The sequence below is a fragment of the Mesorhizobium sp. NZP2298 genome, assembly GCF_013170825.1.
In the GTDB taxonomy this organism is placed as follows: Bacteria; Pseudomonadota; Alphaproteobacteria; order Rhizobiales; family Rhizobiaceae; genus Mesorhizobium.
This window is the reverse complement of sequence record NZ_CP033365.1, coordinates 51,796-75,644: the sequence shown is the minus strand read 5'-3', so window position 1 is coordinate 75,644 and position 23,849 is coordinate 51,796. Positions and strand designations below refer to the sequence as shown.

General features: G+C 63.0%; 23 protein-coding genes and 1 other RNA gene. 14 read left to right on the top strand and 10 right to left on the bottom strand.

The window, feature by feature from the left end; genetic code table 11:
- Positions 1 to 9: 9 nt before the first annotated feature.
- The 6 genes from EB231_RS00360 to EB231_RS00335 all read right to left on the bottom strand — a co-directional run bounded on the left by EB231_RS00360 (position 10) and on the right by EB231_RS00335 (position 8,505).
- Complete coding sequence (locus EB231_RS00360; protein WP_172347104.1) at positions 10 to 1,641, bottom strand: ABC transporter ATP-binding protein; 1,632 nt, start codon at positions 1,639 to 1,641, stop codon at positions 10 to 12.
- Complete coding sequence (locus tag EB231_RS00355) at positions 1,638 to 2,783, bottom strand: ABC transporter permease (protein ID WP_044548852.1); 1,146 nt, start codon at positions 2,781 to 2,783, stop codon at positions 1,638 to 1,640. The genes EB231_RS00360 and EB231_RS00355 overlap by 4 nt, the downstream gene beginning before the upstream one ends.
- The gene (locus EB231_RS00350; RefSeq protein ID WP_172347103.1) at positions 2,783 to 3,877 is read right to left on the bottom strand and encodes a microcin C ABC transporter permease YejB; all 1,095 of its coding nucleotides are present in this window, start codon (positions 3,875 to 3,877) and stop codon (positions 2,783 to 2,785) included. The genes EB231_RS00355 and EB231_RS00350 overlap by 1 nt, the downstream gene beginning before the upstream one ends.
- A gap of 30 nt (positions 3,878 to 3,907) precedes the next feature.
- A complete protein-coding gene (locus EB231_RS00345; protein ID WP_172347102.1) occupies positions 3,908 to 5,776 on the bottom strand; it encodes an extracellular solute-binding protein in 1,869 nt (622 codons plus the stop codon).
- 14 nt (positions 5,777 to 5,790) lie between these two features.
- On the bottom strand, positions 5,791 to 7,668 hold the full coding sequence (locus EB231_RS00340) for an extracellular solute-binding protein (RefSeq protein ID WP_172347101.1): 1,878 nt from the start codon (positions 7,666 to 7,668) through the stop codon (positions 5,791 to 5,793).
- A 168-nt stretch (positions 7,669 to 7,836) separates the two neighbouring features.
- A complete protein-coding gene (locus tag EB231_RS00335; protein WP_172347100.1) occupies positions 7,837 to 8,505 on the bottom strand; it encodes a c-type cytochrome in 669 nt (222 codons plus the stop codon).
- A 193-nt stretch (positions 8,506 to 8,698) separates the two neighbouring features.
- Between EB231_RS00335 and EB231_RS00330 the strand changes: the two genes are divergently transcribed.
- Positions 8,699 to 9,427, top strand: a complete 729-nt coding sequence (locus tag EB231_RS00330) for a 3-deoxy-manno-octulosonate cytidylyltransferase (protein WP_172347099.1) — start codon at positions 8,699 to 8,701, stop codon at positions 9,425 to 9,427.
- 14 nt (positions 9,428 to 9,441) lie between these two features.
- Positions 9,442 to 10,305, top strand: coding sequence for a prephenate dehydratase (locus tag EB231_RS00325; protein ID WP_172347098.1), 864 nt, complete (start codon positions 9,442 to 9,444; stop codon positions 10,303 to 10,305).
- 92 nt (positions 10,306 to 10,397) lie between these two features.
- Here EB231_RS00325 and EB231_RS00320 read toward each other — a convergent pair whose 3' ends face one another.
- From EB231_RS00320 to EB231_RS00310, 3 genes are read right to left on the bottom strand one after another with little or no spacing between them, the layout of a single operon-like run.
- On the bottom strand, positions 10,398 to 10,703 hold the full coding sequence (locus EB231_RS00320; protein ID WP_172347097.1) for a Dabb family protein: 306 nt from the start codon (positions 10,701 to 10,703) through the stop codon (positions 10,398 to 10,400).
- Positions 10,704 to 10,734: 31 nt separating this feature from the next.
- Positions 10,735 to 11,679: an NAD(+) diphosphatase gene (gene nudC, locus EB231_RS00315; protein WP_172347096.1), complete on the bottom strand. Its 945-nt coding sequence runs from the start codon at positions 11,677 to 11,679 to the stop codon at positions 10,735 to 10,737.
- Positions 11,680 to 11,731: 52 nt separating this feature from the next.
- On the bottom strand, positions 11,732 to 12,151 hold the full coding sequence (locus EB231_RS00310; protein ID WP_056569830.1) for an HIT domain-containing protein: 420 nt from the start codon (positions 12,149 to 12,151) through the stop codon (positions 11,732 to 11,734).
- A 154-nt stretch (positions 12,152 to 12,305) separates the two neighbouring features.
- Between EB231_RS00310 and ffs the strand changes: the two genes are divergently transcribed.
- The 7 genes from ffs to EB231_RS00275 all read left to right on the top strand — a co-directional run bounded on the left by ffs (position 12,306) and on the right by EB231_RS00275 (position 18,370).
- Positions 12,306 to 12,402: signal recognition particle sRNA small type (ffs, locus tag EB231_RS00305), an RNA gene on the top strand.
- 104 nt (positions 12,403 to 12,506) lie between these two features.
- On the top strand, positions 12,507 to 14,345 hold the full coding sequence (locus EB231_RS00300) for a DNA polymerase III subunit gamma/tau (RefSeq protein WP_172347095.1): 1,839 nt from the start codon (positions 12,507 to 12,509) through the stop codon (positions 14,343 to 14,345).
- Positions 14,346 to 14,368: 23 nt separating this feature from the next.
- Positions 14,369 to 14,692 (top strand): YbaB/EbfC family nucleoid-associated protein, encoded by a 324-nt coding sequence (locus EB231_RS00295; RefSeq protein ID WP_172347094.1) that lies wholly within the window; start codon positions 14,369 to 14,371, stop codon positions 14,690 to 14,692.
- Between the two features lie 76 nt (positions 14,693 to 14,768).
- Entirely contained in the window at positions 14,769 to 15,176 is a 408-nt protein-coding gene (locus tag EB231_RS00290; protein ID WP_172347093.1) for a hypothetical protein, read from the top strand.
- A gap of 229 nt (positions 15,177 to 15,405) precedes the next feature.
- Complete coding sequence (locus EB231_RS00285) at positions 15,406 to 16,398, top strand: cell wall hydrolase (protein WP_172347092.1); 993 nt, start codon at positions 15,406 to 15,408, stop codon at positions 16,396 to 16,398.
- Positions 16,399 to 16,490: 92 nt separating this feature from the next.
- Positions 16,491 to 17,096, top strand: a complete 606-nt coding sequence (recR, locus tag EB231_RS00280; protein ID WP_056569846.1) for a recombination mediator RecR — start codon at positions 16,491 to 16,493, stop codon at positions 17,094 to 17,096.
- Positions 17,097 to 17,164: 68 nt separating this feature from the next.
- Positions 17,165 to 18,370, top strand: a complete 1,206-nt coding sequence (locus EB231_RS00275) for a lytic murein transglycosylase (protein WP_246741057.1) — start codon at positions 17,165 to 17,167, stop codon at positions 18,368 to 18,370.
- 48 nt (positions 18,371 to 18,418) lie between these two features.
- Here EB231_RS00275 and EB231_RS00270 read toward each other — a convergent pair whose 3' ends face one another.
- Entirely contained in the window at positions 18,419 to 18,682 is a 264-nt protein-coding gene (locus tag EB231_RS00270; protein ID WP_172347033.1) for a hypothetical protein, read from the bottom strand.
- Here EB231_RS00270 and EB231_RS00265 point away from each other — a divergent pair.
- Genes EB231_RS00265 through EB231_RS00245 form a run of 5 tightly spaced genes read left to right on the top strand, consistent with a single transcriptional unit; the run spans position 18,627 to position 23,843 of the window.
- Positions 18,627 to 20,270, top strand: a complete 1,644-nt coding sequence (locus EB231_RS00265; RefSeq protein WP_172347090.1) for an ABC transporter substrate-binding protein — start codon at positions 18,627 to 18,629, stop codon at positions 20,268 to 20,270. The two genes, EB231_RS00270 and EB231_RS00265, sit on opposite strands and share 56 nt — an antisense overlap.
- Positions 20,271 to 20,288: 18 nt before the next feature.
- A complete protein-coding gene (locus tag EB231_RS00260) occupies positions 20,289 to 21,350 on the top strand; it encodes an ABC transporter permease (RefSeq protein WP_172347089.1) in 1,062 nt (353 codons plus the stop codon).
- Complete coding sequence (gene nikC / locus EB231_RS00255; RefSeq protein ID WP_172347088.1) at positions 21,347 to 22,267, top strand: nickel transporter permease; 921 nt, start codon at positions 21,347 to 21,349, stop codon at positions 22,265 to 22,267. The genes EB231_RS00260 and nikC overlap by 4 nt, the downstream gene beginning before the upstream one ends.
- Positions 22,264 to 23,097, top strand: coding sequence for an ABC transporter ATP-binding protein (locus tag EB231_RS00250; RefSeq protein ID WP_172347087.1), 834 nt, complete (start codon positions 22,264 to 22,266; stop codon positions 23,095 to 23,097). The genes nikC and EB231_RS00250 overlap by 4 nt, the downstream gene beginning before the upstream one ends.
- Entirely contained in the window at positions 23,094 to 23,843 is a 750-nt protein-coding gene (locus EB231_RS00245) for an ABC transporter ATP-binding protein (protein WP_172347086.1), read from the top strand. Before EB231_RS00250 ends, EB231_RS00245 begins: the two co-directional genes overlap by 4 nt.
- The last annotated feature ends 6 nt before the right edge of the window (positions 23,844 to 23,849 follow it).

Below are 23,849 nucleotides of genomic sequence, written 5' to 3'. Positions count from 1 at the left end.
TCCCTCTAATCACTGACTGACGATGCCGACTGGCGCCGTCTCTATCTTGAAGGCCGCCGAAATCAGCGCCCGAGTATAGTCGGTTTGCGGATTTTCAAAAATCTGCTGGGAAGGGCCGGCTTCGACGATCTGACCATTGCGCATGACGATGACATCGTTGGCAAGCGCCCGGATGACCTTGAGGTCGTGGCTGATGAAGAGATAGGCGAGGTCGTGCTTGGCCTGCAGATTGCGCAAGAGGTCGACGACCTGCGCCTGTACGCTCATGTCGAGCGCCGATGTCGGCTCGTCCAGCATGACGAAGCGCGGGTTGAGCACCATGGCGCGTGCGATGGCGACACGCTGGCGCTGGCCGCCGGAAAATTCGTGCGGATAGCGGTTGCGGGTCGCCGGATCGAGGCCGACCTCCTTCAGCACGTCCGCAACCTTGTCGTCGCGTTCATCGGGCGACAGCTTCGGCTCGTGGATCTTGAGCCCTTCCTCGATGATCTCGGCGATCGACATGCGCGGGCTGAGCGAGCCGAACGGATCCTGGAAGACGATCTGCAATTCGCGCCTGAGCGGCCGCATGGCGTTGAAGGTGAGCTGGTTGATGTCGCGCCCGTTGAACTGGATGGTCCCGGTCGACGAGATCATCCGCGCCAGCGCCAGGCCGAGCGTGGTCTTGCCCGAACCGGATTCGCCGACCACGCCCAGCGTCTGGCCGGCGCGCACGGTGACATCGATGCCGTCGACCGCCTTCACATGGTCGACCGTGCGGCGGAAGAAGCCTTGCTTGATCGGGAACCAGACCTTGATGTCCTTGCCGGTCATCACCGGCTTGGCGTCGGCATTGGCCGCCGGCGGCTTGCCTTTCGGTTCGGCCGCCAGAAGGTGCCGCGTATAGGGGTGCTGCGGGTTGGCGAAGATCTCCTTGGTCGGTCCGGTCTCGACGATCTTGCCCTTGGTCATCACGCAGACCCGGTCGGCGATCTTGCGCACGATGCCGAGATCGTGGGTGATGAACAGCATCGACATGCCTTTGCGGCTTTTCAAGCCGGCGAGCAGTTCGAGGATCTGCGCCTGCACGGTGACGTCGAGCGCGGTCGTCGGCTCGTCGGCGATCAGCAGTTCCGGTTCGTTGGCCAGCGCCATGGCGATCATCACGCGCTGGCGCTGGCCGCCCGAAAGCTGGTGGGGATAGGCGTCGAGGCGCTTTTGCGGGTCGCGGATGCCGACCTCGTTCAGCAGTTCCAGCGTGCGCGCCCTGGCCGGGCGATCGGCCATGCCTTGATGCAGCTTCAGGATCTCGACGATCTGATGCTCGATCGTGTGCAGCGGATTGAGCGAGGTCATCGGCTCCTGGAAGATCATCGTGATCTTGTTGCCTCGCACCTGGCGCAGCTGCTTCTCGGTCATCGCCAGCAGGTCGGTGCCCCGGAACAGGATTTTTCCCGAGGGGTGGCTGGCGCTGGGGTAAGGCAGGAGCTTCAGCACGGACAGCGCCGAGACCGACTTGCCGGAGCCGGATTCCCCGACCAGCGCCACTGTCTCGCCCTTCGCGATGTCGAAGGAGACGTGGTCGACGGCGACAGACTGGCCGCCGCCTTGGCTGAAGGCGACGCTGAGGTCCTGTACGCTGAGCAAAGGCGCTTCGCTCATTTGAACGTCTTGCGCGGATCGAAGGCGTCGCGCGTTGCCTCGCCGACAAAGACGAGCAGCGACAGCATCAGCGAGATGACGACGAAGCCGGAAATGCCGAGCCACGGCGCATTGAGGTTGCGCTGCGCCTGCTTGAGCAACTCGCCCAGCGAGGCGGAACCTGGCGGCAGGCCGAAGCCGAGATAGTCGAGCGAGGTCAGCGTCGAGATCGAGCCTGAGAGCAGGAAGGGCAGGAAGGTCAATGTCGCCACCATGGCGTTGGGTAACAAATGCCGGAACATGATGGTTCGGTTGGGCACGCCGAGCGCGCGGGCGGCGTTGACATATTCGAAGTTGCGGGCGCGCAGGAACTCGGCCCGCACCACGCCGACCAGTGCCACCCAGGAGAACAACAGCATCAGGCCGAGCAGGATGAAGAAGCCCGGCGGCAGGATCGCGGCGACGATGAGCAAGAGATAGAGCACCGGGATCGCCGACCAGATTTCGATGAAGCGCTGGAACAGCAGGTCCGTCCAGCCGCCGAAGTAGCCCTGCAAGGCGCCGGCGCCGACGCCGATCAGCGCCGAGCCCGCGGTCAGGATCAGCCCGAACAGCACCGAAATACGGAAGCCGTAGATGACCCGCGCCAGGACGTCGCGCGCCTGGTCGTCCGTGCCGAGCCAGTTCCAGTTGCCGACGATGCAGGCCGGGTCGGCAGCCCCTTGCGGATACTGGTTGCAGCGCTTCGCGGCGTCATACTGCCAGGACGGCCTGGCGGGTGCGGCCTCCGGAATGGCGTTGTTGACGGTCTGGTAGGAATAGCGGATCGGTGGCCAGATCATCCAGCCATTGGCGTTGATCTCGTCCTGGATCACCGGGTCGCGATAATCGGTGACGGCATAGAAGCCGCCGAACTTTTCCTCGGGGTAGGCGACCAGCACCGGAAACAGGATCTCGCCCTTGTAGGAGGCGATGATCGGCTTGTCGTTGGCGATGAATTCGGCAAACAGCGACAGTACGAACAGGACGAGGAAAATCCACAATGACCAGTAGCCGCGCCGGTTGGCCTTGAAATTCTGCAGACGGCGCTTGTTGAGCGGCGACAGGAATGGCCGTGGCATCCGCTCCGGCACCACTCCGGCGGTCACGCTTGCCTCCGACATCAGATGTCTCTCCGCTCGAAATCGATGCGCGGATCGACCCAGGTGTACATGAGGTCGGACAACAATCCGACGAACAGGCCGAGAAGCGAGAAGATGTAGAGATTGGCGAACACCACGGGATAGTCGCGCTCGACCACCGACCGGAAGCCGAGCAGTCCCAGGCCATCGAGCGAGAAGATGTTCTCGATCAGCAGCGAACCGGTGAAGAAGGCCGAGATGAAGGCGCCGGGGAAGCCGGCGATGACGATCAGCATGGCGTTGCGGAAGACATGGCCGTAGAGCACCTGCCGCTCCGACAGGCCCTTGGCGCGCGCCGTCACCACATACTGCTTGCGGATCTCCTCCAGGAACGAGTTCTTGGTCAGTAGCGTGGTGGTGGCGAAGGCCGACAGCACCAGCGCCGTCAGCGGCAAGGTCATGTGCCAGAGATAGTCGGCGATCTTGGCCGGCCAGGACAACTGGTCCCAATTGTCCGAGACGATGCCGCGCAACGGAAACCAGTCCCAGAACGAGCCGCCGGCAAACAGCACCATCAACATGATGCCGAACAGGAAGCCGGGAATGGCATAGCCGACGATGACGATGCCGCTGGTCCAGACGTCGAAAGGCGAGCCATCCTTCACCGCCTTGCGGATACCGAGCGGGATGGAAATCAGATAGGACAGAAGCGTGATCCAGAGCCCGATCGAGATCGACACCGGCATCTTTTCCAGGATCAGGTCGAGCACCGAGATGTCGCGGAAGTAGCTGTTGCCGAAATCGAAGCGGGCATAGTTCCACAGCATCATGCCGAAGCGCTCGAGCGGCGGCTTGTCGAAGCCGAACTGCTTCTCCAGCTTCTTGATGAATTCCGGATCGAGCCCCTGCGCGCCGCGATATTTCGAGCTGACGTCGCCGGCGGCGTCGAAGTTGGAGCCGCCCGCATCGCCGCCGCCACCGCCGAGGCGGTCGCTGCCGCCTTGATTGGTCAGCTTGGCGATGACCTGCTCGACCGGTCCGCCCGGCGCGAACTGGATGACGGCGAAGGAGATCGCCATGATGCCGAACAGGGTCGGGATCATCAAAAGGATGCGGCGCAGTATATAGGCGCCCATCAGGCTTCCTGCCCTCTGCGGACCAACATCTCAGCCTTTGCCAATTTTTGCCGCCTTGCCCTTATCGAACCACCACAGCGTTTCGACCGGAAAGCCGAAATCGGGCTTTTGCTCGGGAAAGCCGAACATGTCCCAATAGGCGCTTCGGTGATTCGCCAGGAACCAACTTGGAATCCAATCGCACCGCGCGCGCAAGACCCGGTCGAGCGCTCGCATCGCGACCGTCAGGCTTTCACGGTCTTTTGCCGCGCCCACCGTGTCGATCAGCGCATCGATCGCGGGGTCTGAGGTGCCCGGCAGATTGCGCGAACCGGAGAGGTTGGCCGTCCTGGAATGGAAGAAGCCTTCGAGATCGTCGCGTGTCGGTGTCGCGCTGAACGAGAAAGCAGCTGACAGCAGATCGAAATCGAAGGTCGCCTGCCTGGCCTGGTATTGGGCCGAATCCACCAGCCGGATCGTGGCATCGATGCCGATCGCCTTCATGTTGGCGACCCAGGGCGAATAGACCTGCACGAAAGTGTCGTCGTCGACCATGAATTCGGCCGAAAGCCGGCCGCCTTTGCCGTTGACGACGAAATCGCCCGACCGTTTCCAGCCGGCTGCGGCCAGAAGCTTTGCCGCCTGGCCAAGCAGCTTGCGGTCGCGACCGGAACCGTCGGATGCCGGCTGGGCCACGGCCTGGCCGAAGACCTCCGCCGGCACCTGGCTTCGCAGCCGCTCCAGCAGCGCCAGCTCTTGTGTTGATGGCACACCTTCGGCGCGAAAATCCGATTTCTCGAAGCAGGATTGCGAGCGCTCGTAGGAGCCGTAGAAGAAATTGCGCCGCGTCCATTCGAAATCGAAGCAGAGCGCGATCGCCTGGCGCACGCGAGCGTCGCGAAACTGTTCGCGTCGCTGGTTGAGCGCCGTTCCCTGCATGGTCGGCCGCTTCTCGGCGGGGAATTCGTGCTTGACCACCTTGCCGGCGGTCAGCGCGGGGAAGTCGTAGGCGGTCGCCCAGACGCGCGAGGTGAATTCCTCGCGGTAGGTGATTTCGCCCTTCTTGAAGGCTTCGAAGCCGGCGGTGCGGTTCTGGTAGAATTCGATGCGGATACGGTCGAAATTGTTCTGGCCGCGATTGACCGGCAGATCACGGCCCCAATAGTCCGCGACCCGATCATATTCGATCCATGCGCCGGCCGAGAACCGGCCGACCTTGTAGGCGCCGGAGCCGAGCGGCGGGTTCAACTGCGAAGAGTCGAAAGGGTTGGCCGCATAGAAGGCCTTCGACAGGATGGGGAATTCCACAACGTTGAGCACGGTGCGGGCCGATTGCTTGCCGGAGAAGGTGAGCCGCAGCGTGCGGTCGTCGGCAGCAACGGCGTCGACCATGTGCGTCAGGGACAACGACAGGTCGGGATGGCCCTTGTCCTTGTAAAGCTTGAAGGTGAAGGCGGCGTCATGAGCGGTCAGCGGCGTGCCGTCGTGGAAGCGCGCCTCGGGGCGGAGCGAGAAAGTGAAGGAGTTGCGGTCTTCCGACAGTGTCACGCCGTCGGCGATCTGGCCGTAAACGGCGTCGGGCTCGTCGAGTGCGCGCACCATCAACCCGTCGAAACACATCTCCATGCGCGGCGGCGCATCGCCCTTGTCGGCGAAGGAGTTCATCGTGTTGAAGGTTTGTGTGTCCTGGTTGTAGCCCCAGTTCGGCGGCGAGAAATTGAAAATTCCGCCGGGCGGTGCGTCGACATTCACATAGTCGAAATGGGTGAAATCCGGTCCGTATTTGAGGTCGCCAAAGGCGGACAGGCCATGCAGCTTGGTGCCGGTCGCAATGTCGGCGAAGGCCTTTGCGGGCGACAAGGCGGCGGCCGCCGCCGCCACGCCAAGCACGAGAAAATCACGGCGGGGCAGGGCCGTCATCGATTGCCGCCCCATCAATTGCCGCCCTTGTACTTGGCCGCCAGCGCCTTTTCCTTGTCGATGTCGATCCACCAGGAATCGATATCGACACCGACATAGGCAGGCTGCTTGTCGGGAAATTTGAACTTGTCCCAATAGGCTAGCCAGACCGCCGACCGGTGATATTGCGGCACGACGTAGAAGTTCCACAGCAGCACCCGGTCGAGTGCATGGGTGGCGGCAACGAGATCATCGCGGTCCGTGGCAAAGATGATGCGGTCGACCAGCGCATCCACGGTCGGATCCTTGATGCCCATCAGATTGCGCGAACCAGGTGCGTCGGCGGCCTTCGAACTCCAGAAATCGCGCTGCTCGTTGCCGGGCGAATCCGACTGGCCGAACAGGCCCGTGACGACATCGAAATCGAAGTTGTTGACGCGGTTGATGTACTGCGTCTGGTCGATGATGCGCAGCGTGGCGTCGACTCCGATCTTGCGCAGATTGGCAATGTAAGGGCTGGCGATTACCTGGTCGGTGTCGTTCCAGCCGAGGATCTCGAACTTGAACGGCGCGCCTGTCTTGGCGTTGACCATCTTGCCGCCCTTTATGACCCACCCGGCCTTGGCGAAGAGATCGACAGCCTGCTTCAGGTACTTTCGCTCCGCTTGCGGCGAATCGTAGACGGGCAGCTTGAATTCCTGGGTGAAGAGTTCGGGCGGCAGCTTGTCGCGGTATTTTTCCAGGATTTCGAGTTCCTTGCCTTGCGGCAAACCGCTGGATGCCAGTTCGGTGCCCTGGAAATAGCTCGATGTGCGGGTGTTGAAGCCGAAGAACAAGGTGCGGTTCATGCTCTCGAAATCGAACGGCATGGTCAGTGCCTCGCGGACCAGCCGGTCCTGGAACAGCGGCCTTCGCTGGTTGAGGACGAAGCCCTGCATCGGCTGTGGCGACTGGGTCTGGAAGTCCTTCTTGATAACGTCGCCGGCCTGGATGGCCGGGAAATTATAGGCCGTCGCCCATTTGCGGGAGCTGTATTCGCGGTTTATGTCTTCCAGTCCGCCCTTGGTGAAGGCCAGCCAGGCGGCATTGTCGTCGAGGATGTAGGTGTATCGGCGCGTGTCGAAATTCTCGCGGCCGATCTTCACCGGCAACTTGGCCGCCCAATAGTCCGGCACGCGCTGCCAGACGATTTCGGAGCCTGGCTTGAAGCTGGCGATCTTGTATGCGGCCGAGCCCAGCGGCGGTTCCAGCGTTCCCTTGGTGATGTCGCGCTTCTTGCCATGGGCGTCGGTGCCTTCCCACCAATGCTTCGGCAGAACGACGAGGTCGCCGATGATCTTCGGCAGTTCACGATTGCCCTTCTGGTTGAAATGGAACTCGACCTCGCGATCGGAGATCGCCACCGCGTCGGTGACATTCTCGAAATACCGGTTGTATTGCGGGCTGTTGGCCTTCAGCACCTGGAACGACCAGATCACGTCGTCGACGGTGATCGGCTGGCCGTCATGCCACTTCGCGCGCGGGTCAAGCCGGTACGTGGCCGAGGAGTAGTCGGCAGGATATTTATAGGCGTCGGCGATCAGCGGGTGGCTGGTGCTGCCCTCGTCCGTCGCCTGCTCCATCAGCGTGTCGTAGAGCAGGCCGCCGCCGAAGCCGACCAAACCCGCCGCCGGCGATCCCTGGACGATATAGGGGTTGAAGCTGTCATAGGTGCCGAGCACCACCGAATTCAGCGTGCCGCCCTTGGGAGCGTTCGGGTTGACGTAGTCGTAATGCTGGAAATTGTCGCCATATTTGGATTGGCCGATCAGCGATGAGGTGGTCCGCCACTCGTCGGCTCGGGTCGTCTGCAACCCCGCCGCCAGCAGGGCCGCCGCCAGCAGCGACTTGAGAAGCGTTCGGCCAACCGTCATGCACTATCCTCTTCGCGATGCGTGCCAGATCATCCAGGACGCGATCCTAGATGATTTGGCGCTGGTGAAAACAGTAATGCACCGGCTTTGTCGCCGCACCCTGGATCTTCCCAACAAAAAAGCCGGGTTGAACCCGGCTTTTTCAAGATCGTGGAGATTACAAATTGTTCACTGGGCGGGTGCCGGCGCTGGAGCCGCAGGCTTGGCCGGTGCGGCGCCCTCAGCCGGCTTCGCCGGGGCGGCCGCATCGGCCGGCTTGGCGGGCGCGCTGGCGTCCGCGGCGGCGCCAGGTGCCGGCAGCGGCTTGGGATTGTCCGACAGCGTGCGCAGATAGGCGATGACGTTGGCGCGGTCCTCGTCCTTGGGCAGGCCGGCGAAGCCCATGGCGGTGCCCTTCACGAATTTCTTCGGCGAGGTGATGAAGTGGTTGATATTGTCGTAGGTCCACTTCTCGGTGCCGCCCTTGGAGAATTCCTTCATGCCGGCCGAATAGGCGAAGCCTGCATGTTCGGCGACGGGACGGTCGACGAGATCCCACAGATCGGGGCCGACCTTGTTGGGGCCGCCCTTTTCGCCGGAATGGCAGGCCTGGCACTTCTTGAAGACGGCAGCGCCCGCCTCGACATTGGCGGTCTGCAGCAGGTCGGCGATCGGCTTGGCGGCGGCAGCCGGCGCGGCCGGGCCGCCTTCGGCGGGCTCAGCCGCCTCAATGGCGAAGCCGGGCTTTTCCGGGGGCGGCGAGGCAAACAGTGCGTCCGATACCAGGCCGACCGAGAAAACGACGAAAACGGTTCCGAGCAATCCGGCGAGCAGTTTATTGACTTCGTTGGAATCCATACGCCCCTTGCTCCCTTTTCCGGCGGACCGAACCGTCCACTCCGTCCGTCGGTATCGAGACCTGCCCTCCAGAGCCGGTCAAATCGGGCGGAAACTAGGTCTTTTGCTCGGGCGTTGCAACACCTATAAGGACGCTGCCAGTGAGACCTTTTGCCACTTTTCCCCTCCTCTTTTCGAACGCCTTGTCATAGCGATGTCCACCTTGATCCTGATACCGGCCCGCATGGCCTCCACCCGCCTGCCGGGCAAACCCCTGGCCGACATCGCCGGCGTGCCGATGATCGTCCATGTCGCCCGCCGTGCGGCCGAAGCCGGCCTCGGCCGGGTGGTGGTGGCGACCGACACGCAAGGCGTGGCCGAAGCGGTGCGCGCGCATGGGTTCGAGGCGGTAATGACGCGCATCGACCACGAATCCGGCTCCGATCGCATCCACGAGGCGCTGGTCGCGCTCGATCCTGGACAAAAGGTCGAAACGATCGTCAATGTGCAGGGCGACCTGCCGACCATCGATCCCGGCGTCATCGCCGCCTCGCTCAGGCCATTCGAGGACGGGGCGGTGGATATCGCCACACTCGGTGTCGAGATCGTCCGCGAGGAGGAAAAGACCAATTCCAATGTCGTCAAGATCGTGGGCTCGCCGCTGTCTGCCACCAGGCTGAGGGCGCTCTATTTCACCCGCGCCACAGCACCTTGGGGCGAGGGGCCGCTCTATCACCATGTCGGCCTCTACGCCTATCGCCGCGCGGCACTCGAGCGCTTCGTCGCGCTGAAGCCGTCGCCGCTGGAACGCCGCGAGCGGCTGGAGCAGCTGCGGGCGCTGGAAGCCGGCATGCGCATCGATGCCGAGATCGTCCGGTCGCTGCCGCTAGGCGTCGACACGCCGCAAGACCTTGAGCGCGCCCGAACCATCCTTTCAAACTGAGAAATTCCTTCGCCATGCCTGAAAAAACCAACAGAATATCCTTCCAGGGCGAGCCGGGTGCCAATTCCGATACCGCCTGCCGCAACGTCTATCCCTCGATGGAGCCGTTGCCGTGCCCGACCTTCGAGGATGCGTTCAACGCGGTCGAGACCGGCAAGGCCGATCTCGCCATGATCCCGATCGAGAACACCATCGCCGGACGCGTCGCCGACATCCACCATCTCTTGCCGGAATCGAGGATGCACATCGTCGGCGAGTATTTCCTGCCGATCCATTTCCAGTTGATGGTGCTGCCCGGCGTCAGCCGCGACGAAATCAAGACCGTGCACAGCCACATCCATGCGCTTGGCCAGTGCCGCAAATACATCCGCAAGAACGGCTGGAAGGCGGTCGTGGCCGGCGATACTGCGGGTGCCGCCAAGATGATCTCCGAGGTCAAGGACCGCACGATGGCCGCCCTGTCGCCGGCACTGGCCGCGACGCTCTATGGGCTCGACATCATCGAGGAGAACGTCGAGGACACCGATTCCAACGTCACCCGCTTCGTCGTCCTGACCAAGAGCAAGCAATGGGCCGAACGGCCGACGGCCGACACCAAGATGATGACGACCTTCATCTTCCGCGTCCGTAACGTGCCGGCCGCGCTCTACAAGGCGATGGGCGGCTTTGCCACCAACGGCATCAACATGACCAAGCTGGAGAGTTACCAGCTCGGCGCTTTCACTGCGACGCTTTTCTACGCCGACATCGAGGGCCATCCCGACGATCCGCTGGTCAAGCTGGCGCTGGACGAGCTTCGCTTCTTCTCCCGTGAGGTGCGCATCCTGGGCGTCTATCCGGCCAGCCAGTCGCGCGAGCAATGGAAGGTGGCGGACTAGGGCAATTCCAGGAGAAGTGCTTAGCACTTTCCTTTGGGAATGCGTCAAAACAAAGAGTTGGAGCGGGCCGCCGTTTCCGTGAACGGTGAACTCTAGATCACCGCGCCCAGCGGCACATAGTCGATCTCGAGAAATTTCTCGACCTCCGGCACCCAGCGGTCACGCACGAAGGCGACATGGTCGGGATGGTCGTTGTATCTGGTGTAGGCGGCCTGGTCGGCGAACTCCATCGAGAAGCCGAACCGATAGTCGTTCTTGGGGCTGATCTGCCGCAATTGCTCGAAATGCGTGACGCCCCGGATCGCGGTGAGGATTTTCCTGGCATCGACGAGGAATCGCTTTTCCTCCAGCGAATGCGGCGCGTGCTTCAGCGTGAAGACGACGGTGTGGCGGATCATTTGTCTCTCCTGCAATGACTTTCAATATCGGCTATTCGCTGTCGACCCAGGCGCGTATGAGGTGATGCGCGATCGCCCCTTTCGGCGGCGTGACCAGATTATCGGCATGCTCCCTGGCCAGCATCAGGCGCACCTCGTCTCGGCCAAACCAGCGACAGTCCTCCAGCTCGTTGAGGTCGGCCTGGATGTCCTCATTGAGCGGCTCGCCGAAGCAGCCGATCATCAGTGAGTAGGGGAACGGCCAAGGCTGGCTGGCGTGGTAGACGACGCGGCCGAGCCGGATGCCGGCCTCCTCCAGCGTCTCGCGGCGCACCGCCGCCTCGATCGTCTCTCCCGGCTCGATGAAGCCGGCGAGCGCCGAATACATGCCCGGCGCGAAGTGCCGGCCGCGCCCAAGCAGGCATTTCTCCCGCGTCGCCGTCAGCATGATCGCCACCGGGTCGGTGCGTGGAAAATGCTCGGTGCCGCAATTCGGGCAATGGCGCTTGTAGCCGCCGGCCCGCATCTGCGATTGGGTGCCGCACTTGCTGCAGAAACGGTGGCTGGCGTGCCAGGCGAGCAGGGCGGCCCCTTGCGCCATCGCGCCGGCGGCCGCTTCGTCGATCAGCCCTTGCATGTAGACCGACCGGTAGTCGATCGCCTTGACTGTCTCCGGCAGCTGTTCGGCGTCAACGCCCACCGGCACCGCAAGCACCGGTCCTTGGTCGGAAAAGCCGAGCAGGACGCTTTGGTCGAAAGAAGGCTTGAAAGGCTGGCTCTCGGAGACGCCGAACCAGGGATCAAGGCCGCTGCCATTTCCCAACTTCAGATAGAGCCGGCCGCCATTCATCAACAGCAGCCGCGTCGTTGGATCGGCCAGCGTCTTGTCGACCGAATCGTCGGCGCGGTTCTCGGATTGCCGGTCGATGGTGTTGCCGGCAAAGCCGACAAACTGGCTCGGCTCGCGCAGGGGCGCGTCAAACAGGCTGAAGCTCATGCGGACTCTGGTTCTTTGGGATGGACATGTTTTGGAATGAACACAGGGGAGCTTATAGCGCCGCCCTTATCGTTTCGGCAAACCGGCGCAGGTCGGAGCGCTCATAGGGCTCGCGCAGGCCGTGCCCCCACACCGGGCCGGGCCAGCCGGGATCGCCTTCGGACCGGGCGATGATATGGATATGCAATTGGCGCACGATGTTGCCGAGCGCGCCCGTGTTGATCTTGGTGCAACCGCTGACTTTCTTGAGCGCCTGCGCCACCATGTTGGTCTCGAAGGTCAGCATGGCCTGGTCGAGCGGCGTCATGTCGTGGATTTCCTCCGCGCCCGGCCGCTGCGGTACCAAAAGCAGCCATGGCCAGCGGCGATCGTTCATTACCCGCAATTCGCACAGCCCAAGCCACATCAACTGCTCGCTGTCCGCCTCCAACCGGGCATCCAGCATGAATCCGGCCTTCAGGCCCGGCAGCATCGGCGTTTCCCTTGCTTTTCTTGGTTTCCTCGAACTGATGACGCTAGAGCGGCGGCACTGGGGCTGCAAGCGAATCATTGTTCCTCTCACGGTTTGGTGCGCCAAATCGCCTGCGCACTTGCATTTCATCGCGCAATTGCCGATATGGACAGCGGGAGGTTGGTGGTGGACGATCCACTCGCCAACCGGGTCAGGTCCGGAAGGAAGCAGCCCTAACGAGCCCGGAACGGGTCATTGTTCCAGCCTCCCACCTCATCGGCCCTCCTCGCGACATTGACGACGCATTGCAGCGCGGGCGAGACTATGCGCAGGAATCGGCGCCTTTGGGCGCGGCCTTTTGGAGCTTAACGGGCGAATGAGCGAAGCCGGAAATTCGGGGCCAAAAAGCCTGGAGCCAAAAGGCCCGGAGAATGGAAAGGCCGCTGCCTATCGCGTGCTGGCGCGCAAATACCGTCCGTCGAATTTTTCCGAGCTGGTCGGCCAGGAGCCGATGGTGCGCACCCTCACCAACGCCTTTGCCACCGGCCGCATTGCCCAAGCCTGGATGCTGACCGGCGTTCGGGGTGTCGGCAAGACCACGACGGCGCGCATCCTGGCGCGGGCACTGAATTACAAGACCGCGACCGTGGACCAGCCTTCGGTCGACCTTGCCGTGCTCGGCGAGCATTGCCAGGCGATCATGGAAGGACGCCATGTCGACGTCATCGAGATGGACGCCGCCTCGCACACCGGCATCGACGACATCAGGGACATCATCGAGCGTGTGCGCTATGCGCCGGTCTCGGCGCGCTACAAGGTCTACATCATCGACGAAGTGCACATGCTGTCGACGCAGGCCTTCAACGGCCTGCTGAAAACGCTGGAAGAGCCGCCGCCGCACGTCAAATTCATTTTCGCCACCACCGAAATCCGCAAAGTGCCGATCACCGTCCTGTCGCGCTGCCAGCGTTTTGACCTGAGACGCATCGATGCGGGATCGCTGGTCGCGCATCTTTCCTCGATCGCCGGCCAGGAAGGCATTTCGGTCGACGACGACGCGCTGGCGATGATTGCGCGCGCGGCCGAAGGCTCCGCTCGCGATTCGCTCTCCATTCTCGACCAGGCGATTGCGCACGGCGCTGGCTCCGTCAGCGCCGAGGCCGTGCGGGCCATGCTGGGCCTGGCCGACCGCGCCCGCATCGTCGATCTGTTCGAACATGTGATGAAGGGCGATGTGGCGGCGGCACTCGCCGAATTCCGCGCTCAATACGACACCGGCGCAGATCCGGCCGCCGTGTTGACCGATCTTGCCGAGTTCAACCACCTTGTCACCCGGCTGCGTTTCGTGCCGACCGCCATGGATGATGCTTCGCTGTCGCAGGACGAGCGCGAGCGCGGCGCCGATTTCGCCAGGGCGCTGTCGGTCAGGGTGCTGTCGCGGACCTGGCAGATGCTGCTCAAGGGCATTCCCGAAGTGCAGTCCTCCAATCGGCCCGTGAGTGCCGCCGAGATGGTGCTGATCCGGCTGGCCCATGCCGCCGACCTGCCGACGCTGGATGAAGCGTTGCGGTCGCTTGAGGGCGCCGGATCGGCACAAAATGGTGCATCGCGTCCGAATGGCGCGCCTGCGGGTTCCGGCAACGGAAATGGCGGTGGTGCCAGCGCGGTGGCGCAGACGCGTCTGCCATCCGGGTCCGGTGGCGCGCAGACCATGCGGCTGGTCGAGGCCACGCCGGCGCCGGTCACCTTCGTCGCGCCGCCCGCGCCGGTGTCCGAGCCGCAGCAGGTGCCGGTCAGGTCGCTGGCCGATATCGTTGCCCTCGCCGACGCACAACGCGACATCGCCTTCAAGGTGCTGGTCAAGCGCTGCATCCGTCCCGTGCGCATCGAACCCGGTCGCATCGACGTCAGCCTGACCGAAGATGCGCCCAAGCTGCTGCTCAACGATCTGACAACGAAACTGCGCGCCTGGACCGGCCGCAACTGGCTTGTCTCCCTATCCAAGGAAGAGGGCGGCCAGACGCTGGCTGAAATGGAATCGACGAAGCGCGAAAATGCCTTCCTCGATGCCAAGAGCGATCCGGCCGTGGCCGCCATACTTGCGCGTTTTCCCGGCGCCAAGATCATCGACGTGCGCATTCCCGATGCGCCGGAGGCAGACGAGACCGAGGCGGAAGTGCCGGTCGAGCCGCCGGCGGATGACGACGAGACCTGATAAACCAAGACAAGGATCGGACCATGAAAGATCTTCTCGGCCTGATGGGCAAGGCGAAGGAAATGCAGGCCAAATTCCAGGCCATGCAGGACGAGATCGCCACGCTGGAAGCATCCGGCCAGGCTGGCGGCGGGTTGGTCAACGTGACGCTGACCGGAAAATTCGAGATGAAGTCGCTGAAGATCGACCCGTCTCTGTTCAAGGAGGACGATGTCGAGATCCTCGAGGACCTGATTCTTGCCGCCCACAATGACGCCAAGGCCAAGGTCGAGCAGATCATGCAGGAAAAGACCAAGGCACTGACCGCCGGCCTGCCGATCCCGCCGGGAATGAAACTGCCGTTCTGATGCATGACACCCAAAACCGTGCGGCGGTTTTGGGGCAACGGCATGCACGAAAGTTGAGCCCAGCGGCGATGCGCCCATGACCGAAGAGCCGTCCGAAAGACTGATCGAGCAGCGTATCCGCAACAGGATCTATGAGATCCTGGAAATCCTCGCGGATTGCGATGACGGCGTCGATATCGTCGGCATCAAGGGCTATTTCCATTTGTTCGAGGATTTCGTGCACCGGCCGTCGATCGAGGCCGGCACATCGGCGCTTTCGAAGGAGGAGCGTGCGATCGTGCTGGAAATCGCCGAATTCCTCGAGGCGGCTTCCGAGACGAATCCCGATTTCACCAAGGCCGAATTCATCGATAGCGACTGGCCGGGAAAGATCGCGCCGACGGCCAGGAACGCGCGGTCGTTGTTCCTCAGGCGCGGCCTGTTTTCGGAGAAAGTCGAGGAGCTTGAGCCTGGTCGGCCGACCGCGATTGCGGCGGGGCGGTAGCGATTCCCCGGAAAAGCGTGCCGCGGTTTTCCCTCGACAATTGCGGCGAAACGAAGGGATAGCGGTCATCGCTTTTGTCAAATGATGGCTCGATCTATCTGGAAAGCCTCGAAATTGTGCCTTTTCGGCAACAGTGCCTTGTTAATAACGTTTTGGCCATCATTTTGCCCGAAAGTGTCTCATTCTTGCCGCAGCCTGGGGGCGGGCATCGAAGTGAGAGGGTAACCTGTTGATCGTCACGCGATGGAAGGCGCCGCTGTTGCTCGGCGTCATCACGTCTCCCCTGTTCCTGGCTGCCTGTAGCCAAACGACGTCGCATGGCATGTCCGTCGCCAGTCTGACCGATGCCATCACGCCGAGTTTCCTGAGCTCGCGGCCTTACAGCCACACGCCGAAGGACAGGGAATGCCTGGAAAGGGCAATGTTCTTCGAATCCAACAGGTCGAGCCGCGACGGCATGATCGCTGTCGGCACCGTGGTGATGAACCGCCTGCGCTCCGGCCAGCATGGCAACACCATCTGCGAAGTGGTGGGTGAGCCCGGCCAATTCGCGCCGGGCGTCATGACCAGGCCGATGAATTCGCGCGCAATGCCCGATGTCGAGGAAGCGGCCAACGCCGTGCTCAAGGGCGAGCGCAAGGCCAAGCTCAAGAACACCATGTATTTCCACACGGCGGGCCTGCGCTTCCCCTACAAGAACATGCATTACACCATGGTCGCCGGTGGCAATGCCTTCTACGAGAAGCGCGGCCGCAACTGGCAGCCGCTGCCCGACGAGCCGACCGTGGCGGTTGCCTCGGCTGGATCCGAAATCGTGAAGCCGGCCGCGCCGGTGACGATGGTTGCCTCGGCCGAGCCGGCGCGCCCGGCCAAAACGTCCCGCGTCGCTCCGGCGCAGCAGGTCTATATGACCGCCGCCGCGGAACCGGCCCGGCAGCCCAAAACCAGGACCTCCCCGGTTCAAGAGACCTATGTGACCGCGACCCCGGTGGCCACGGCGAAGTCGGCGCGTGTGACCGTGAAGCAGACGATGGTCGCGATGCAGGAGCCGATGGAAGAACCGGATGCCGCCCGTTTCGGCGGAACCTTGAACACGAGGGTCATCAGTTCGGTTCAGGGTGAGCCGCAAGAGGCGGCGATGGGGTTCCAGTCGACGCCGGAGAACACCGATGCCATCGGTGCGATGATCGCCAGCCAGAGTCGACCGCTCGAGGTCAACTGATTCGCATCGTCACGGCTTCTCGTGGCGGCATGGCAGACCATACGCTGACACGGGATGTTTCAAAGCGCTCTGAAAAATCCTAGATCAGAGCGATGTCCAAGCGAATCGCCGGTCCCGAGATCGAACGCCTGATCCAGCTGCTGGCCAAAGTGCCGGGGCTCGGGCCTCGTTCGGCCAGGCGCGCGGCGTTGCATCTGATCAAGAAGAAGGAGCAGCTTCTGTCGCCGCTCGCCGCCGCCATGGGCGAGGCTGCCGACAAGGTACGCATCTGCTCCACCTGCGGCAATGTCGATACGTCGGATCCTTGCATGATCTGCACCGACCCGCGCCGCGATGCCGCCACCCTCATCGTCGTCGAGGACGTCTCGGATCTCTGGGCGCTCGAACGCGCGGCGGCAATGAACGTACGCTACCATGTGCTCGGCGGCACGCTGTCGCCGCTCGACGGCGTCGGCCCTGACCAGCTCAACATCCGCTCGCTGATCGACCGCGTCGCCGGCGGCGAGGTCAAGGAAATCATCCTCGCCGTCAACGCAACGGTCGAGGGCCAGACCACCGCGCACTACCTCACCGACCAGCTGTCCGGCTTCGACATCAAGGTGACAAGGCTGGCGCATGGCGTGCCCGTCGGCGGTGAACTCGACTATCTCGACGAGGGCACGCTGGCCGCGGCGCTGCGCTCGCGGACGGCGTTTTGACGCAATTGGCGGGGATGTTTGCCGAAATGACTGCATTCCTTCGTACGATCGCCTTCGCCCTTGTCGCTATGCTTCTCGGTGTCTTCCTCGTCACCCCGGTCTCGGCCGCCAAGATCGACGACCAGTTCCGCGCGTGGCTGCAGAACGATCTCTGGCCCGAAGCCAAAGCGAAAGGCATTTCCAAGAAGACATTCGATGCCGCCTTCGACGGCATAAAACCCAATCTGAAACTGCCCGACCTTGTCATGCCTGGCGAGAAGCCGAAGACGCCGCAGAAGCAGCATCAGGCCGAGTTCGGCTCGCCCGGCGCCTATTTCGCCGAAAAGACGGTTCGCGCCGTGACGTCGGGTGGACGCACGCGCGAGGCGGCCAACGCCAGGACGCTTGCCGCGATCGAAAAGCGCTATGGCGTGCCCGGCGAGATCGTTCTGGCGATCTGGGGCCGCGAGACCGGCTTCGGCGCGGCGAAGATGCCTTATGACGCCTTCGAGGTGCTGGGCACCAAGGCGTTCATGTCCACCAAGAAGGATTTCTTCCGCACCGAGCTTTTGGCGGCACTGGAAATCGTCGAGCGTGGGCTGGCCCCTGTCGGCGCTATGAAATCGTCCTGGGCCGGTGCGCTCGGCCAGCCGCAATTCATGCCGACCTCCTTTCTCAAGCATGCCGTGGATTTCGACGGCGACGGCCGCGTCGATATCTGGAACTCGACGCCCGATGTGCTCGCCTCGATCGCCAACTATCTCGTCCATTATGGCTGGGTGAGGGGACGGGGCTGGGGGTTCGAGGTGACCGTGCCGGAGAGCGTCTCCTGCTCGCTGGAAGGTCCCGATCAGGGCAAGAAGATATCCGAGTGGGCTGGTATGGGCATCAAGCGCGTCGGCGGCAAGCCGTTTCCGGCGAGCGAGTTGAAAGCCGAGGGCTTCCTGCTGATGCCGGCCGGCCGCAGCGGACCGGCTTTCATCGCCACCCCCAATTTCTACGTGCTGAAGGAATACAACACCAGCGACCTCTACGCGCTGTTCATTGGCCATGGCGCCGACCGCATCGCGCATGGTGATCAGGATTTTTCCGGCAGTTGGGGCCCCGTTGGCGATCTGCACCGTTCCGATATTGCCGCCCTGCAACGGGCGCTGGAAGCCAAGGGCTATGATGTCGGCAGCGCCGATGGCCTGCCCGGCTTCAAGACCCGCCGCTCGATCGGCAAGTGGCAGGCCAAGAACGGCCAGGCCGCAACCTGCTTTCCCGATGCGGGCCTGGTCGCCGCACTGAAATAACGCCGAAATTAGCAGATTATTCTCGATCGGTTGCCTCGATTGACCGGCCTATGCGTCGACGCGCGACCCGCCATCCTGCTTCAATGAGCCGTCGTGTAAATGCTCGTTGCCGGCCACGAGGCCGCCGGATATGGTGTTGACCAAATGGACAAAAACCACGACGGTAAGTGGATAAGGGGCCATCATAGGCCTTGAAAAGAACACCTTAATCCTGAGCCGGGAACTCAGGTCAACAACAAAAAAGGGAACAATCACCATGATGATGGAAAAGCTTGCTCTACGATCCCGCATCTTGCTCGCGGGCGCGGCCATGTCGGCACTGCTTCTGGCCGGAGCCCCGGCTGGGGCGGTCACGCCCGCCGACACGCTGGTCGAAGGTTTTGCGATCGACGACATCATCTCCATGGATCCGGGCGAGGCGTTCGAACTGTCGACGGCCGAAGTCACCGGCAACACCTATGACCTGCTGGTCCGCCTCGACCTCAGCGACACCTCCAAGGTCAAGGGCGATCTCGCCGAAAGCTGGACCGTCTCCGACGACGGCCTGACCTATACCTTCAAGCTCAAGCCCGGCCTCAAATTCGCCTCCGGCAACCCGATCACCGCGGCCGATGTCGCCTATTCGTTCGAGCGCGCCGTCAAGCTCGACAAGAGCCCGGCCTTTATCATCGACCAGTTCGGCATCAGCGGCGACAACGTCACCGAGAAGGCCAAGGCAATCGACGACACCACCTTCCAGTTCACCGTCGACAAGGCCTATGCGCCGAGCTTCGTGCTGAACTGTCTCTCGGCAACCGTCGCTTCGGTGGTCGATGCCAAGCTCGTCAAGGAACATGTCGCGGCGGTGACGCCGAGCGCCGACTACAAATGGGACAATGATTTCGGCAATGCCTGGCTGAAGACCGGCTATGCCGGCTCCGGCGCCTACAAGCTGCGTGAATGGCGCGCCAACGAAGCTGTCGTCATGGAGCGCAACGATAATTATCACGGCGAGAAAGCCAAGCTTGCCCGTGTCATCTACCGCAACATGAAGGAAAGCTCGGCCCAGCGCCTGGCGCTTGAAGCCGGCGACATCGACGTCGCCCGCAACCTCGAGCCGAACGATCTCGACGCCATCGCCAAGAACGCCGACCTCACCTCGACCAGCGCGCCGAAGGGCACGGTCTATTACATCAGCCTGAACCAGAAGAATCCGAACCTCGCCAAGCCCGAAGTGCGCCAGGCCTTCAAATATCTGGTCGACTACGACGCGCTGAGTTCGACCATCCTCAAGGGCATCGGCGAGATCCACCAGACCTTCCTGCCCAAGGGCGTGCTTGGCGAACTGGACGAGAACCCGTTCAAGCTTGACGTCGCCAAGGCCAAGGAATTGCTGGCCAAGGCCGGCCTGCCCGACGGCTTCAACGTAACCATGGACGTGCGCACCGGTCAGCCGACGACCGGCATGGCGGAATCGATCCAGCAGACGCTCGGACAAGCCGGCATCAAGCTCGAGATCATCCCGGGTGACGGCAAGCAGACGCTGACCAAGTATCGCGCTCGCAATCACGACATCTATATCGGCCAATGGGGCCAGGACTATTTCGATCCGAACTCCAACGCCCAGACCTTTGCCTCGAATCCGGACAATTCGGATGAAGGCAAGACCAAGACGCTCGCCTGGCGCAATGCCTGGGATATTCCGGACCTGACCAAGGAGACGGAAGCGGCCCTGTTGGAGAAGGACTCAGGCAAGCGCGCCGACATGTACAAGGACCTCGAGAAGAAGATCCTCGACACCAGCCCCTTCGTCGTCATCCATCAGCAGTTGGAAGTCGCCGGCCTGCGCAAGAACCTCAAGGGCTTCGCGCTCGGCCCGAGCTTCGACACCAATTTCGTCGGGCCGGTCTCGAAGGAATAGGGCCCGCGGACGCGCCGCATGAGTGCGGTTGAAAACGAAAGCGGGCGCGGTGGCGCCCGCGCCGTCGCCCTTGCATCATCGCTCGGCCGTTTCCTGGTCATCGCGATAACCACCTATCTTGGTCTTCTCGCGGTGACCTTCTTCATCGGCCGCGTCATCCCGATCGATCCGGTGCTGGCGGTGCTCGGCGACCGGGCGCCGGCCAATGTCGTCGAGCGCACGCGTCGCGAGATGGGCCTCGACCTGCCGCTGATCGAGCAGTTCTACATCTATGTGAAAGGCGCGCTGAACGGCGATTTCGGCACCTCGGTGCTGACCACCAATCCGGTCATGACCGACATCCGCCGCGCGCTTCCGGCAACCACGGAACTGGCGACGCTCGGGACGCTGATCGGTGCGCTGTTCGGCGTGCCGCTTGGTGTGCTGGCCGCGGTCAGGCGCGGCAGCGTCATCGACCAAATCGTGCGCGTCATCGGGCTGATAGGCTATTCCGTGCCGATCTTCTGGCTCGGCCTGCTGGGCTTGGTACTGTTCTACGCCAAGCTGCAATGGGTGGCCTTTCCGGCACGGCTCGACGTCGTCTACGAGTACACCTTCACCCCGATCACCGGTTTCTACCTCCTCGATTCGGCGATGCAGGGTCAGTGGGATGTCTTCCGGGACGCCTTCCGGCACATCATCCTGCCTGCCTCGCTGCTCGGCTATTTCTCGCTCGCCTATATCAGCCGCATGACGCGCTCATTCATGCTCAACGAACTCGCCCAGGAATACATTGTCGCGGCGCGTGCCAAGGGCCTGTCGGAAACCCGCATCATCTGGGGCCACGCGCTGCGCAACGCCGCCGTACCGATGGTCACGGTGATCGCGCTCTCCTATGCCGGCCTGCTCGAAGGCTCGGTGCTGACGGAAACCGTCTTTTCCTGGCCGGGCATCGGCCTCTACATCACCAATTCGCTGCAGAACGCCGATATGAACGCCGTGCTTGGCGGCACCATCGTCATCGGCTCGGTGTTCATCGGCATCAATCTCTTGTCCGATCTTCTCTACCGTGTACTCGATCCGAGGACGAAGACTGGATGAGTACAGACACCATCCAGAGCCGGCGCGACTGGCTGCTCAGCGAGCGGCCGGCCTCGCGCATGCAGGCAAGGCTTGGCCGCGCCTATGTCGCGTGGCGGCGTTTTTCCGCCAACCGGCTGGCGCTCGTCGGCCTGCTGATCATCATCGCCCTGCTGGTCATCGCCGCCCTTGCCGGCGTGCTGGCGCCCTATTCGCCGACCTTCGGCGATCTGAAGAACGCGCGGCTGCTGGCGCCGAGCGAGCAGCACTGGTTCGGCACCGACGACCTCGGCCGCGATATCCTTTCACGCATCCTCTACGGTTCGCGCTGGACGCTCTATGTCGTCATCCTGGTCGCCATTATCGCGGCCCCCATCGGTCTGCTGGTCGGCACCGTCGCCGGTTACGCCGGCGGCTGGACCGATGCCGTCCTGATGCGCATCACCGACATCTTCCTCGCTTTCCCGAAGCTGGTCCTGGCGCTGGCCTTCGTGGCGGCGCTCGGCCCCGGCATCGAAAACGCGGTGCTTGCCATCGCCATCACCTCCTGGCCGCCCTATGCCCGCATCGCGCGCGCCGAAACGCTGACGGTGCGCAATTCCGATTACATCAAGGCGGTGCAATTGATGGGCGCCTCGCCCACTCGTATCGTGCTGCGCCACATCATGCCGCTCTGCATCTCCTCGCTGATCGTCCGCGTGACGCTCGACATGGCTGGTATCATCCTGACCGCCGCCGGCCTTGGCTTCCTCGGTCTCGGCGCGCAGCCGCCGCTGCCCGAATGGGGCACGATGATCGCGTCCGGCCGCCGCTTCATCCTCGACCAGTGGTGGGTGGCCGGCGCCCCGGGCTTCGCCATCCTCATCGTCAGCCTCGGCTTCAACCTGCTCGGCGACGGCCTGCGCGATGCGCTCGATCCCCGCAGTGGTGACCAATGAGCGCGCTTCTTGAGGTCGAGGATCTGCGTGTCACTTTCCCAACCCGCACCGGGTTGATCGAAGCGGTGCGCGGCGTCTCCTTCTCGCTTGGCCGCGAACGGCTCGGCATCGTCGGCGAGTCCGGCTCGGGCAAGTCGCAGACTGGCCGCGCCATCATGGGACTGACGCCGCCGCAGGCCCGGATATCGGCCAACAAATTGGCCTTCGACGGCATCGACCTGCTAGGCATCTCGCCGCGCCAACGCCGGGCGTTGCGGGGCAACCGCATCGCCATGATCCTGCAGGATCCGAAATATTCGCTCGATCCGGTGATGAGCATCGGCCGGCAGATCGTCGAAACGCTGCGCACGCACGAAAGGGTTTCCAGGGCCGAGGCTCGCGAGCGGGCGCTGGCCATGCTGGAGGCGGTGCAGATCCGCGACCCCAAGCGTGTCTTCGACCTGCATCCGCATGAAGTGTCCGGCGGTATGGGCCAGCGCGCCATGATCGCCATGATGCTGATCGCCGGACCGGAAATGATGATTGCCGACGAGCCGACCTCCGCGCTCGACGTCACCGTGCAGCTCGACGTGCTAGGCATCCTCGATAAATTGGTCAGCGATCGTGGCATGGGGCTGATCTTCATCTCGCACGATCTGCGCCTGGTCTCGTCCTTCTGCGACCGCGTCCTCGTCATGTATGCCGGCAAGGTGGTCGAGCAGCTCAAGGCCTCGGAACTCGGCCAAGCCCAGCATCCCTACACGCGCGGCCTGCTGAACTGCATGCCCAAGATCGGCGCCGACCGCCACCCGCTGCCGGTGCTCGACCGCAAGCCGGAGTGGGCGGCATGACATCAGCGATTGCCGTAGACAGGCTGGAGGTGATCTTCGACCGTTTTCGCGCGCTGAAGGGCGTCAGCCTCGACGTGCAGCCGGGCGAATCGTTCGGCCTGGTCGGCGAGAGCGGTTCCGGCAAATCAACGCTGCTCAGGGCGATCGCCGACCTTGCGCCGGTCGCGTCGGGCAGCATCACCGTCAATGGCAAGACGCTCGGCGCGCGGCGCGACAAGGCCTTTTACCGCGAAGTGCAGATGGTCTTCCAGGATCCGTATGGCTCGCTGCATCCGCGCCAGACCGTCGACCGCCTGCTGCAGGAGCCGCTTGCCATCCACGGCTTTGCCGACGGCGAAAAGCGCATCGAACGCGCGCTCGACGAGGTCGGCCTCGGCAACGGTTTTCGCTTCCGCTACGCGCACCAATTGTCCGGCGGCCAGCGCCAGCGCGTGGCGATCGCGCGTGCGCTCATCCTCGAGCCGTCGATCCTGCTGCTCGATGAGCCGACCTCGGCGCTCGATGCCTCGGTGCAGGCGGAAGTGCTCAACCTTCTAGAAGAGGTCCGCCGGCGGCGCAAGCTGACCTTCCTGATGGTCAGCCACGACCTCGCCATCATCACCCATATGTGCGAGCGGCTGATGGTGATGCAAAGCGGCGAGGCGGTGGAGAACCTGAGCGCGGGCGACCTTGTCGAGCGCCGTGTTTCAAAGGACTATACGCGCAACCTGCTGCGAGCCAGCGACGGGTTTGTGAGAAGCGCCTGAATTCGT

Coding starts and splice junctions, on each gene's coding strand:
- EB231_RS00300 (WP_172347095.1), top strand. CDS start 12,507: ATGAGCGAAGCCGGAAATTCGGGGCCAAAAAGCCTGGAGCCAAAAGGC.
- EB231_RS00345 (WP_172347102.1), bottom strand. CDS start 5,776: ATGACGGCCCTGCCCCGCCGTGATTTTCTCGTGCTTGGCGTGGCGGCG.
- EB231_RS00260 (WP_172347089.1), top strand. CDS start 20,289: ATGAGTGCGGTTGAAAACGAAAGCGGGCGCGGTGGCGCCCGCGCCGTC.
- EB231_RS00290 (WP_172347093.1), top strand. CDS start 14,769: ATGACCGAAGAGCCGTCCGAAAGACTGATCGAGCAGCGTATCCGCAAC.
- EB231_RS00330 (WP_172347099.1), top strand. CDS start 8,699: ATGTCCACCTTGATCCTGATACCGGCCCGCATGGCCTCCACCCGCCTG.
- EB231_RS00360 (WP_172347104.1), bottom strand. CDS start 1,641: ATGAGCGAAGCGCCTTTGCTCAGCGTACAGGACCTCAGCGTCGCCTTC.
- EB231_RS00295 (WP_172347094.1), top strand. CDS start 14,369: ATGAAAGATCTTCTCGGCCTGATGGGCAAGGCGAAGGAAATGCAGGCC.
- EB231_RS00340 (WP_172347101.1), bottom strand. CDS start 7,668: ATGACGGTTGGCCGAACGCTTCTCAAGTCGCTGCTGGCGGCGGCCCTG.
- EB231_RS00245 (WP_172347086.1), top strand. CDS start 23,094: ATGACATCAGCGATTGCCGTAGACAGGCTGGAGGTGATCTTCGACCGT.
- EB231_RS00320 (WP_172347097.1), bottom strand. CDS start 10,703: ATGATCCGCCACACCGTCGTCTTCACGCTGAAGCACGCGCCGCATTCG.
- EB231_RS00265 (WP_172347090.1), top strand. CDS start 18,627: ATGATGATGGAAAAGCTTGCTCTACGATCCCGCATCTTGCTCGCGGGC.
- EB231_RS00275 (WP_246741057.1), top strand. CDS start 17,165: ATGCTTCTCGGTGTCTTCCTCGTCACCCCGGTCTCGGCCGCCAAGATC.
- EB231_RS00270 (WP_172347033.1), bottom strand. CDS start 18,682: ATGGCCGCGCCCGCGAGCAAGATGCGGGATCGTAGAGCAAGCTTTTCC.
- EB231_RS00355 (WP_044548852.1), bottom strand. CDS start 2,783: ATGTCGGAGGCAAGCGTGACCGCCGGAGTGGTGCCGGAGCGGATGCCA.
- EB231_RS00310 (WP_056569830.1), bottom strand. CDS start 12,151: ATGCTGCCGGGCCTGAAGGCCGGATTCATGCTGGATGCCCGGTTGGAG.
- EB231_RS00335 (WP_172347100.1), bottom strand. CDS start 8,505: ATGGATTCCAACGAAGTCAATAAACTGCTCGCCGGATTGCTCGGAACC.
- EB231_RS00350 (WP_172347103.1), bottom strand. CDS start 3,877: ATGGGCGCCTATATACTGCGCCGCATCCTTTTGATGATCCCGACCCTG.
- EB231_RS00325 (WP_172347098.1), top strand. CDS start 9,442: ATGCCTGAAAAAACCAACAGAATATCCTTCCAGGGCGAGCCGGGTGCC.
- nikC (WP_172347088.1), top strand. CDS start 21,347: ATGAGTACAGACACCATCCAGAGCCGGCGCGACTGGCTGCTCAGCGAG.
- nudC (WP_172347096.1), bottom strand. CDS start 11,679: ATGAGCTTCAGCCTGTTTGACGCGCCCCTGCGCGAGCCGAGCCAGTTT.
- EB231_RS00250 (WP_172347087.1), top strand. CDS start 22,264: ATGAGCGCGCTTCTTGAGGTCGAGGATCTGCGTGTCACTTTCCCAACC.
- recR (WP_056569846.1), top strand. CDS start 16,491: ATGTCCAAGCGAATCGCCGGTCCCGAGATCGAACGCCTGATCCAGCTG.